Source organism: Izhakiella australiensis (genome assembly GCF_002006995.1).
Taxonomy (GTDB): domain Bacteria; phylum Pseudomonadota; class Gammaproteobacteria; order Enterobacterales; family Enterobacteriaceae; genus Izhakiella; species Izhakiella australiensis.
Genome location: NZ_MRUL01000012.1, coordinates 135,950 through 146,326 on the forward strand (window position 1 = coordinate 135,950; position 10,377 = coordinate 146,326).

Here is a 10,377-nt window from a genome sequence, read left to right on the forward strand (position 1 = left end):
ATGCAACAAAAACCGCTTGAGGGGATGCCGCTGGTTCTGATGACGATCGCGCTGTCGCTGGCGACCTTTATGCAGGTACTGGACTCCACCATCGCCAACGTTGCGATCCCAACCATCTCAGGTAACCTCGGCGCGTCTAACTCCCAGGGAACCTGGGTTATCACCTCGTTTGGGGTAGCGAATGCTATTTCAATTCCTATTACCGGCTGGCTTGCCCGCCGCGTGGGCGAGGTGAAGCTGTTTATCTGGGCGACCGGCGCCTTCGCCGTTGCTTCCTGGCTATGCGGCATATCGGAAAGTCTGACTACCCTGATTTTCTTTCGCGTTATTCAGGGGATCGTCGCCGGCCCCTTGATCCCGCTGTCGCAAAGCTTGCTACTGAATAACTACCCGCCGGCTAAACGCAGCATTGCGCTGTCGCTGTGGGCAATGACCGTCATCGTTGCGCCGATCTGCGGTCCGATTCTCGGAGGCTGGATCAGCGACAATTATCACTGGGGCTGGATCTTCTTTATTAACGTGCCGATTGGCGTCGTTGTGGTACTTCTTACGCTGCAAACCTTGCGCGGTCGCGAAACGCCAATCAGCATTGCGCCTATCGATATGGTCGGTCTGGTACTGCTGGTGATCGGCGTTGGTTCGCTGCAGGTGATGCTCGATCGCGGTAAAGAACTCGACTGGTTTAGCTCTACGGAGATTATCGTTCTGACGGCGGTGGCGGTCGTCGCGCTGATAGTGCTGTTGGTATGGGAGCTAACCGATAAGCACCCTATCGTCGATCTGTCGCTGTTTACCGGGCGAAACTTCACCATCGGCTGCCTTTCGATCAGCCTCGCCTATATGCTTTACTTTGGCTCGATCGTGCTGCTGCCTCAGCTGCTACAGGAGGTATACGGCTACACGGCCACCTGGGCCGGTCTGGCGTCAGCACCGGTTGGCATCATCCCGGTCATACTGTCGCCGATTATCGGCCGCTTTGCCCACAAGCTGGATATGCGCCGGCTGGTCACCTTCAGCTTCATTATGTATGCCGTCTGCTTTTACTGGCGCGCTTATACCTTCGAACCTGGCATGGACTTTGGCGCCTCGGCCTGGCCGCAGTTTATTCAGGGCTTCGCCGTCGCCTGCTTTTTTATGCCGCTGACGACCATCACGCTCTCCGGTTTACCCCGCGAACGAATGGCGGCGGCCTCCAGCCTGTCTAACTTTGTGCGTACGCTGGCGGGCTCCATCGGAACCTCGATCACCACCACAATGTGGACAGATCGCGAATCAATGCATCACGCGCAGCTAACAGAATCGGTCACGCCGTATAATCCCAACGCACAGCAAATGTACGATAAGCTGCAGTCGCTGGGTATGACGCACGATCAGGCCTCTGCCTGGATTGCACAGCAGATAACCAACCAGGGCCTGATAATCTCAGCAAACGAGATATTCTGGGCCTCGGCCGGGGTTTTCCTGGTTCTGCTGGTGCTTATCTGGTTTGCCCGTCCGCCTTTCGGTTCGGGCGGCGGCGGCGGCGGCGCCCACTAGCTGGTGACGAAAAAAAACCGGATGCTGAAAACATCCGGTTTTTTTTATCTCGCTTTATCGATGGCGCCACGCGCTATCAGTTATTCTGACGCCACCATTCAGCCAGCAGAATACCGGTAGCAACCGAGACATTCAGGCTTTCAACATTGCCGGTACCGCCTATCGAAACGGCCAGATCGCCACGCTGGAAAGCGCTGTCGGACAGACCGTCACGCTCCTGGCCCAGCACTAACACCATTTTCTGCGGCAGCGTCGCGCTATTTAGCGTCACGCCTTTATGGCTTGAGGTCGTCACGATGGTGTAACCCGCTTTACGGAAGGCATCAAGTCCGTTGGCAAAATCGTCGGCGCCGATGGCCTGAATATGTTCAGCGCCGCCTTCTGCGGTACGCACTGCCGCGCCGGATTCCAGCACCGCCGCATCATCAACCAGCACGCCTTTTATGCCAAAATGCGCACAGCTGCGCATGATGCCGCCAACGTTGTGCGGATTGCCAATATCTTCCAGCGCCAGCACGCAATCCTGCTCTGCCGCCTGCGCCAGCCAGTCGGCAACCGGCATTCCCATGCGTTTTTTAATCAGGAAGCAAACGCCGCCGTGGTGCTCAGTGCCCGAAGCCTTGGTCAGCTCCGCATCATCGACAACGTGGTACGCCTTGCGGTTAGCGGCCAGCCACTTGAGCGCATTGCGAAAACGCGGCGTGACACTCTGTATAAACCAGGCGCGGACGATAGCTTCAGGCCGGCTGTTAAATAGCGCCTGACAGGCATTTTCGCCATATACGCGGGTTTCTTCCAGACGCTGACGGCGCAGCTGTTCCGGATCGATAAAACTTTTGCCGCTGATCCCCCGATGGTCGGGTTTATTGTCATCAGCTGGCGCGCGACTGACGGTACGCCACGGTGAGGATTCATAGGTATCGCTGTGCTCACGCGGGCCGCGACCTTTGCTTTCATGGCGATCGGAACGCCGGCCGCTTTCTTTTGGCGGGCGGGCGCCTCCCTTACCGGTGCGCGGATTCTGTCCCCGGTTTTCTTTTTCTTCATCACCGCGGACATACATCACTTTAACCTTGCCACTTTTACCCTTCAGCTCGTCGTTCATCGATTTCTCCCCCTGGCTGAGCGCGAAGCGCGCAGATTACCTGATGTTCCCTGAGTTAGCTATCACCTTTAGCTAAAAGCTATCAGCTATTATAACCATTGAGCGAATCACATTGTTGCCCGAACGCTCAATGAACATACTGAGCAACCTGTAGTTTACAAAATCAGCTTTTCGCAGTGATTTTCTGCGCTGACGAGGTAAAAAATGAATACAGTCTGTCCTTCCTGCCAGACAACCAATCGCCTGCCTGCTGAACGCGTCAATCAAGGGGTAAAATGCGGCCGATGCAGCGCTGAGCTGTTCGCTAAAGACGTCATCAACGCGACTGCCGCCACGCTGGATAAATATTTACAGGATGAGCTGCCGGTGGTGATTGACTTCTGGGCGCCCTGGTGCGGCCCCTGCGTAAACTTTGCGCCAGTCTATGAAGAGCTGGCATCGGAGCGCAGCGGTAAAATACGCTTTCTTAAAGTGAATACGGAAGCAGAGCCGGCGCTAAGTAGCCGCTTTGGTATTCGCAGCATTCCAACCATTATGGCCTTCAAAGACGGGCAGATGGTGGATATGCTCAACGGCGCAATGCCGAAGGCGCCTTTCAGCGAGTGGCTGGACGAGACGGTTTAATACTGTCTCTTTACGCCAGCCAGGATAGAATGGGGTTTTTAGCCACTATTGATGATGACTGAAAACGCCGTTCTTCGCCTGCGTGCCGAGCGCCTGGCCCGCGCCACCCGCCCCTTTCTTGCCAGAGGCAATCGCGTGCGCCGCTGTCAGCGCTGCCTGCTGCCGCAGATAAACTGTCTGTGCTCAGCCGTGGCCGTACAGCAGGCACGCAGCCGGTTTTGCCTGGTGATGTTCGATACCGAACCGATGAAGCCCAGCAATACCGGGCGTTTAATTGCCGATATTCTCCCCGATACCCTCGCCTTCGGCTGGTCACGAACCGGGATAAGTCCGGCCCTGCTCAGCGCGGTCAACGACGCCCGCTATCAACCCTTTGTCGTGTTTCCCGCCAGCTATGCCTCCCCGGGCAGACAGGTGGAAAATACCCCCCCGGTGCAGGGCAAACCGCCGCTGTTTATTATGCTGGATGGCACCTGGACCGAAGCGCGGAAAATGTTTCGCAAAAGTCCCTGGCTGGATAAATTTCCCGTCATGTCAGTTGACGTGACGACCCCTTCAGCTTACTCCCTGCGCCAGGCCCATGCTCCCGGCCAGCATTGTACCGCTGAAGTCGCAGCGACGCTGCTGGCGCAGGCAGGCGACCACCACGCAGCCCAGGCACTTTCGCAACATTTTCTGCTATTTCGCGATCGCTACCTCGCCGGAAAACCGTTTCGTCCTGTGCATATCACGGCAAAAGACAGAGAAAAAGTTTAAAATCATTCTGATTCTCACTGCCAGGAGCGCACTATGAGCCAACGCGGGCTGGAAGCACTACTCAGACCAAAATCAATCGCCGTCATCGGCGCTTCGGCCAGGCCGCAGCGTGCGGGCTGGCTGATGATGCGCAACTTGCTTGATGGTGGCTTTCAGGGGCCGGTGCTGCCCGTCACCCCACGCTATAAAGCCGTTTGCGGCGTGCTGGCCTGGCCGGATATCGCCAGCCTGCCTCTGGCGCCGGACCTGGCAATCATATGCACCAACGCCAGCCGCAACCTCGCCCTGCTTGAAGCACTTGGCGAGCGGGGGTGTAAAGCGGCGATTATTCTTTCCGCGCCGGCGGCGCAACAGGAGGATCTTCGCGCCTGCGCCGCCCGCTTCCAGATGCGTCTGCTGGGGCCAAACAGTCTGGGTTTGCTGGCGCCCTGGCAGGGACTGAACGCCAGCTTCTCGCCGGTTCCTATCCTGCCGGGTAAAGTCGCTTTTATTTCCCAATCGGCAGCGGTTTCCAACACTATCCTTGACTGGGCGCAGCAGCGCCAGCTGGGTTTTTCATGGTTTATTGCCCTTGGCGACAGCCTGGATATTGACGTCGATGACCTGCTCGATTTTCTCGCCAGGGACGGTAAAACCGCCGCTATTTTATTGCACCTTGAAAGCCTCAGCGATGCGAGACGTTTCGTCTCTGCAGCACGCAGCGCCTCACGTAATAAGCCTATTCTGGTGATAAAAAGCGGCAGTAGTCCGCAAGCACAGCAGCTACTGCGAACGCCATCAGGGATGGATGCCGCCTGGGATGCCGCTATCCAGCGGGCCGGGCTGCTGCGCGTGCGGGATACCCACGAGCTGTTTTCCGCCGTGGAAACCCTCAGTCATATGCGCCCGCTGCGCGGCGATCGGCTGATGATCGTCAGTAACGGTGCAGCGCCGGCGGCGCTGGCGCTGGATGCTCTCTATGCCCGCAGCGGTCAGCTTGCCCAGCCCGATGAACCGCTGTGCGCTGCATTAAAGGCGGTTTTACCGGCTGAGTTCAACATTGCCAATCCGCTGGATCTTCAGGACGATGCCAGCCCTGAGCGCTACCTCTGCGTGATTAACACCCTGCTCGACAGCCACAGCTTTGATGCATTGATGATTATCCATGCGCCCAGCGCCGCCGCGCCGGCAACGCCCACCGCAAAGCAGCTTATCGAGCAGATTAATAAGCATCCGCGCGCCGCCCAGGTAACGTTATTGACTAATTGGTGCGGCGAATATTCATCACAGGAATCACGTCGCCTGTTCAGTGAAGCGCATATGCCAACCTACCGTACGCCTGAGGGGACCATCAGCGCCTTTATGCATATGGTGGAATATCGCCGCAATCAGCAGCTGCTGCGCGAAACGCCAGCGCTTCCTCCCTCGCTTACCCAGGACTCGGCCCAGGCGCATCAGCTAATTCAACAGGCGCTCAGCGCTGGCGATCTCTCTCTTGATACCCATGAGGTGCGGGATATTTTTCAGGCTTATGGCCTGAGCGTACTGCCGACCTGGATTGCCAGCGATAGCGTCGAAGCCGTGCAAATTGCGAATCAGATTGGCTATCCGGTTGCACTTAAGCTGCGCTCCGCTGATATTGCGCATAAATCAGAGGTTCAGGGCGTCATGCTCTATTTGCGTACCGCAGAGGAGGTTCAGCGCGCAGCCGATGCGATTCTTGACCGCGTCAGGCAAGCCTGGCCTGCGGCCCGAATTGAAGGATTGCTGGTTCAGAGTATGGCAAACCGCGCCGGCGCTCAGGAGCTGCGCATTCAGGTCGAACACGACCCGGTGTTTGGCCCGCTGATCCTGCTGGGCGAAGGCGGATCTGACTGGCAGCCGGACCGCCAGGCGGTCGTGGCCCTGCCGCCGTTGAATATGACGCTCGCCCGCTACCTGGTTATTCAGGCGATTAACGGCGGCAAGCTGCGCAGCCGGGGGGCGCTGCAACCTTTAGATATCACCCAGCTTAGTCAGGTTCTGGTAAAAGTCTCAAACCTGATTATCGACTGTCCGGAAGTTCGCCGGCTGGATATTCATCCGCTGCTGGCCGGTGGCGAGACGTTCACAATGCTGGATGTAACCATGACGCTGGCGCCATTCAGCGGCGATGCCGAAGCTCGCCTGGCAATCCGTCCTTATCCGCACCACCTGGAAGAACCCGTCACGCTAAAAAACGGGCTCAGCTGTCTGTTCAGGCCAATTTTGCCTGAAGATGAACCGCTGCTGCAGCGCTTTATCAGCCAGGTCACCAAAGAGGATCTCTATTATCGCTATTTCAGCGAGATCAATGAGTTCACCCATGATGATTTGGCTAATATGACGCAAATCGACTACGATCGGGAAATGGCGATCGTCGCAGTGAGAGAGTTAAATAATCGGCAAGAGATCATCGGCGTAACCAGAGCAATCTCCGATGCGGACAACATTGATGCTGAATTCTCCGTGCTGGTTCGCTCCGATCTCAAAGGCCTGGGAATGGGACGCAGGCTACTGGAAAAGATGATTGCCTACACCCGCGAGCATGGTCTGAAGCAGCTAAATGGCATCACCATGCCCCACAATCAGGGAATGATCGCCCTCGCCCGTAAGCTGGGTTTCAGCGTCGATATTCAGCTCAATGACGGAATCGTCGGCCTGTCGCTGTCATTACCAGAAGCGGGAAGAGGATCTTTTGAAACGTAAATCACACGCCATTGCTTCATACTAATGATATTATTTGCAGTCAGGCTTATGATTTTATGGCAAAAGAGGCCATTATGAACAGAGAAGAAGCGTACTGTGATGTTGACCAAGCTCAAGCGTAATAAACACCAACAGCACCTTGCTCAGTTGCCTAAACTGGCTCAATCCGCAGCAGATTTCACCACGCTTTATACCGCTGCCGATTTTCGTCAGGCTTTGCTGGATAAGATCGCCAGCGCCAGACTGCGTATCTGTATTGTCGCTCTCTATCTGGAAAATGATGACGGCGGACGAGCCGTTCTGTCTGCACTCTATGCTGCTAAGCAGGCGCGCCCCGAGCTTGATATCTGCGTGCTGGTTGACTGGCACCGGGCGCAGCGCGGGCGTATTGGTGACAAACAGGGCGCCACCAATGCTGACTGGTATTGCGGGATGGCGCGCCAGCATCCGGATACTGAAATCCCCGTTTACGGCGTGCCGGTTAACACCCGCGAGGCGCTGGGCGTACTGCATCTTAAAGGGTCGATTGTCGATGATACGGTGATTTATACCGGGGCCAGCCTGAACGATGTCTATCTTCATCAGCACGATAAATACCGCTACGATCGTTACCAGCTCATCGCTAACCCGGCGCTGGCCGACTCCATGGTTTCCTGGGTCCGTCAGCACCTCATCGAAGCCGATGCCGTTCACCGCCTGGACCGTACGGAACGGCCTAAAAGTCCTGAAATTAAAAATGAAACCCGGCAGTTTCGCCAGGACCTGCGCGGTATCGACTATCGTTATCAATCCGACGCCGATAATAACCAGCTATCGGTAACCCCGCTGGTCGGCCTTGGCAAACGCAGCTTATTGAATAAGACGATCTATCATCTGATGCCCTGTACCACCAACAGGCTCACTATCTGCACGCCTTATTTCAATCTGCCCGCCATTCTGGTGCGCAATATCATCGGTCTGCTGCGCCAGGGCAAACAGGTTGAAATCATTGTCGGTGATAAAACCGCTAATGATTTTTATCTCCCCCCCGACCGGCCGTTTAAAATTATCGGCGCACTGCCCTATCTTTATGAAATTAACCTGCGCCGCTTCCTCAGTCGTTTACAATATTTTATTAATAACCAGCAGCTCACGGTGCGCTTGTGGAAGGACGGGGAAAACAGCTATCACCTTAAAGGTGTCTGGGTGGATGAAGAATGGATGATGGTCACCGGTAATAACCTGAATCCGCGCGCCTGGCGGCTCGACCTGGAAAATGCCATTCTTATTCACGATCCGCAGCATCAGCTGAGCGAACAGCGTACCAGCGAGCTGGCGCTAATTCGCACCCATACCACCATCGTGCAACATTTCCGCGATCTGGAAAGCATCGCAGATTATCCGGTTAAAGTGCGTAAGCTGATACGCCGGCTGCGGCGCATTCGTATTGATAAGCTAATCAGCCGTATTCTGTAACTGATAAAGTCCTGCTCTGGCGGGGCTTTTTTTTATGGAGCTGCCATGCGTCTTTACTGCCTGCTTTTAATTCTCAGCTGCTGCGGCTGTAGCCATATGGCTAGCGACGGCTGGACCGGCAAGGATAAAGCGGAGCACTTTGTCGCTTCAGGCCTGCTCGCCGCAGCAGGCAGCGAATATGCCAGACGCCAGCATATAAGCGACAGTCACAGTGCGGGCATTGGTTTGCTTTTTTCGTTAAGTATCGGTGCAGGAAAAGAAGCTTATGACAGCCGTCCCTTAGGTTCAGGCTGGAGCTGGAAGGATTTTAGCTGGGACGTAGCCGGCGCTGCCACCGGCTACACATTATGGACGCTTAGCCACTAACTACAGCTTAAGCCCCTTCCCCCGGCGATGAAGCAGAAGTGATACCAGGAAAGCCAGAGCGCCCATTGCCGACACGTACCAGAAGAAGCTGGTTTCGCTGCCCGCCGCCTTCAGCGAAAGCGCAACGTACTCCGCTGATCCACCAAATATCGCATTTGCCAGAGCATAAGACAGCCCCACACCGAGCGCCCGCACTTCAGGGGGGAACATTTCGGCTTTCAGAATGCCGCTGATAGCGGTGTAGAAGCTGGTAATCACCAGCGCCAGCATAACCAGCGCAAACGCAATCCACGGATTGGTAACGCTTTGTAGCAGCGTCAGAATTGGAACCGTACATATCGCCGACAAGCCGCCAAACAACAGCATAGAGCTGCGGCGACCGATCTTATCGGATAATCCGCCAATAATCGGCTGCAACATCATAAAAATAAATAGCGCCCCGGTCATCAGGCCGCTGGCGGTTCTGGCATCCATCCCTGAGGTGTTGACCAGATATTTTTGCATATAGGTAGTAAAGGTATAAAAGCTCAGGGAGCCTCCGGCGGTAAAGCCTAATACCATCAAAAATGCCCGACGGTGCTTCCATAGACCGCTCAGCGTTCCGGCATCTTTGCGCGCCCGGATTTGGCTATCAGAGGTTTCATTAAGCGATCGACGCAATAGCACCGCCACTACCGCGAGTACCGCCCCCATGAAAAAAGGGATGCGCCATCCCCAGCTTTTCAGCTCATTGTCATCAAGGATAAACTGTAGAATGACAACCGTCAGTACCGCCAGCAATTGGCCGCCGATGAGCGTGACATACTGAAAAGCCGCATAAAATCCTTTTTTACCTTCCTCTGCCACTTCGCTCATATAGGTTGCGCTGGTGCCGTATTCGCCGCCAACCGACAGTCCCTGAAACATCCGCGCCAGCAGCAGGAGCACCGGAGCCGCCACGCCGATTGTCGCGTAGCCCGGCAGGCAGGCAATGACCAGCGAGCCGAAGCACATCATAAATACCGAGATCAGCATTGATTTTTTACGGCCATATTTATCCGCGATAAAGCCGAATAGCCAGCCGCCGATCGGACGCATCAAAAATCCTGCGGCAAATACCCCCGCTGTTTTTAATAGCTGTGTCGTGCTGTCGCCGGTAGGAAAAAACGCCTGCGCGAAATAGAGAGAGAAAAAGGAATAGACGTAAAAATCAAACCACTCAACCAAATTGCCTGACGATGCGCCAAAGATTGCCCAGATACGTTGTCGCACGCTCATATGTTCGATGTTATCCGCTCCCGGGGTTTCAGGTTTGGGCTTTATATTAGTCACTTCCGCCATGGTAATACCTCTGATCGTTCCCTGCCGATAATCAGCCAGATGAATATGAAGCGTTCAGTAAAGCCTGGCTTCACAATATCAAGGAAATACTTTATTTCAGCAGCAGCGATTTTTGTGAACCCGGCGTGGTTCTGTTCATTTTCAGCCGGTTGTAATCCCCTTACTGGCAGCAAAAAATAGCCAGATTAGCGGATAGACAGGTAAAAGAAATTTATCGTTCAGCTCCGCTTTACGCCCGGATTTATAAGCCTGTCTTGCCGGCGGCAAACGTCGTTTAATGCAGTTTCTGACGGAGGCCGGCGGCCATGGGGTATTACTGGAAGATGAAGAGCGCTGTTTTGCCAACATAAATACCCCGGCGGATTTGCCCGAAGGGTAATACGCGCCGGGGAGGCTCCGCCGCAGACGCAAAAAAGCCCCGCGCTTTCGCACGGGGCTTCTTCTTTATATGATGCCTGGCAGTTCCCTACTCTCGCATGGGGAGACCCCACACTACCATCGGCGCTACG

At 55.3% G+C, this 10,377-nt stretch carries 8 protein-coding genes; 6 read left to right on the forward strand and 2 right to left on the reverse strand.

Annotated elements, in window-relative coordinates; genetic code table 11:
• Nucleotides 1-1,536: a multidrug efflux MFS transporter permease subunit EmrB gene (emrB, locus tag BTJ39_RS16585; protein WP_078003802.1), complete on the forward strand. Its 1,536-nt coding sequence runs from the start codon at nt 1-3 to the stop codon at nt 1,534-1,536.
• A gap of 76 nt (nt 1,537-1,612) precedes the next feature.
• Here the strand turns inward: emrB and BTJ39_RS16590 are convergent, their stop codons facing one another.
• On the reverse strand, nt 1,613-2,641 hold the full coding sequence (locus tag BTJ39_RS16590) for a tRNA/rRNA methyltransferase (protein ID WP_078003803.1): 1,029 nt from the start codon (nt 2,639-2,641) through the stop codon (nt 1,613-1,615).
• Between the two features lie 204 nt (nt 2,642-2,845).
• On the opposite strand from BTJ39_RS16590, the gene trxC reads away from it, so the two are divergent.
• The 5 genes from trxC to BTJ39_RS16615 all read left to right on the forward strand — a co-directional run bounded on the left by trxC (nt 2,846) and on the right by BTJ39_RS16615 (nt 8,548).
• Nucleotides 2,846-3,265 carry a thioredoxin TrxC gene (gene trxC / locus BTJ39_RS16595; RefSeq protein WP_078003804.1) on the forward strand — a complete coding sequence of 140 codons (420 nt, stop codon included), beginning with the start codon at nt 2,846-2,848 and terminating at the stop codon, nt 3,263-3,265.
• Between the two features lie 54 nt (nt 3,266-3,319).
• A complete protein-coding gene (locus BTJ39_RS16600; protein ID WP_078003815.1) occupies nt 3,320-4,021 on the forward strand; it encodes a tRNA-uridine aminocarboxypropyltransferase in 702 nt (233 codons plus the stop codon).
• A 33-nt stretch (nt 4,022-4,054) separates the two neighbouring features.
• Nucleotides 4,055-6,727 carry a bifunctional acetate--CoA ligase family protein/GNAT family N-acetyltransferase gene (locus BTJ39_RS16605; RefSeq protein ID WP_078003805.1) on the forward strand — a complete coding sequence of 891 codons (2,673 nt, stop codon included), beginning with the start codon at nt 4,055-4,057 and terminating at the stop codon, nt 6,725-6,727.
• A gap of 99 nt (nt 6,728-6,826) precedes the next feature.
• On the forward strand, nt 6,827-8,182 hold the full coding sequence (gene pssA, locus BTJ39_RS16610) for a CDP-diacylglycerol--serine O-phosphatidyltransferase (RefSeq protein ID WP_078003806.1): 1,356 nt from the start codon (nt 6,827-6,829) through the stop codon (nt 8,180-8,182).
• A 45-nt stretch (nt 8,183-8,227) separates the two neighbouring features.
• Nucleotides 8,228-8,548: a YfiM family lipoprotein gene (locus BTJ39_RS16615; protein ID WP_078003807.1), complete on the forward strand. Its 321-nt coding sequence runs from the start codon at nt 8,228-8,230 to the stop codon at nt 8,546-8,548.
• On the opposite strand, the gene BTJ39_RS16620 is transcribed toward BTJ39_RS16615, so the two are convergent.
• Nucleotides 8,549-9,868: an MFS family transporter gene (locus BTJ39_RS16620; protein WP_078003808.1), complete on the reverse strand. Its 1,320-nt coding sequence runs from the start codon at nt 9,866-9,868 to the stop codon at nt 8,549-8,551.
• Nucleotides 9,869-10,377 lie beyond the last annotated feature (509 nt).

Excerpts from the sequence above, each read along its gene's own strand:
- BTJ39_RS16615 (WP_078003807.1), top strand. The coding sequence starts at position 8,228 with ATGCGTCTTTACTGCCTGCTTTTAATTCTCAGCTGCTGCGGCTGTAGC.
- BTJ39_RS16600 (WP_078003815.1), top strand. The coding sequence starts at position 3,320 with ATGACTGAAAACGCCGTTCTTCGCCTGCGTGCCGAGCGCCTGGCCCGC.
- BTJ39_RS16620 (WP_078003808.1), bottom strand. The coding sequence starts at position 9,868 with ATGGCGGAAGTGACTAATATAAAGCCCAAACCTGAAACCCCGGGAGCG.
- trxC (WP_078003804.1), top strand. The coding sequence starts at position 2,846 with ATGAATACAGTCTGTCCTTCCTGCCAGACAACCAATCGCCTGCCTGCT.
- BTJ39_RS16605 (WP_078003805.1), top strand. The coding sequence starts at position 4,055 with ATGAGCCAACGCGGGCTGGAAGCACTACTCAGACCAAAATCAATCGCC.
- BTJ39_RS16590 (WP_078003803.1), bottom strand. The coding sequence starts at position 2,641 with ATGAACGACGAGCTGAAGGGTAAAAGTGGCAAGGTTAAAGTGATGTAT.
- emrB (WP_078003802.1), top strand. The coding sequence starts at position 1 with ATGCAACAAAAACCGCTTGAGGGGATGCCGCTGGTTCTGATGACGATC.
- pssA (WP_078003806.1), top strand. The coding sequence starts at position 6,827 with ATGTTGACCAAGCTCAAGCGTAATAAACACCAACAGCACCTTGCTCAG.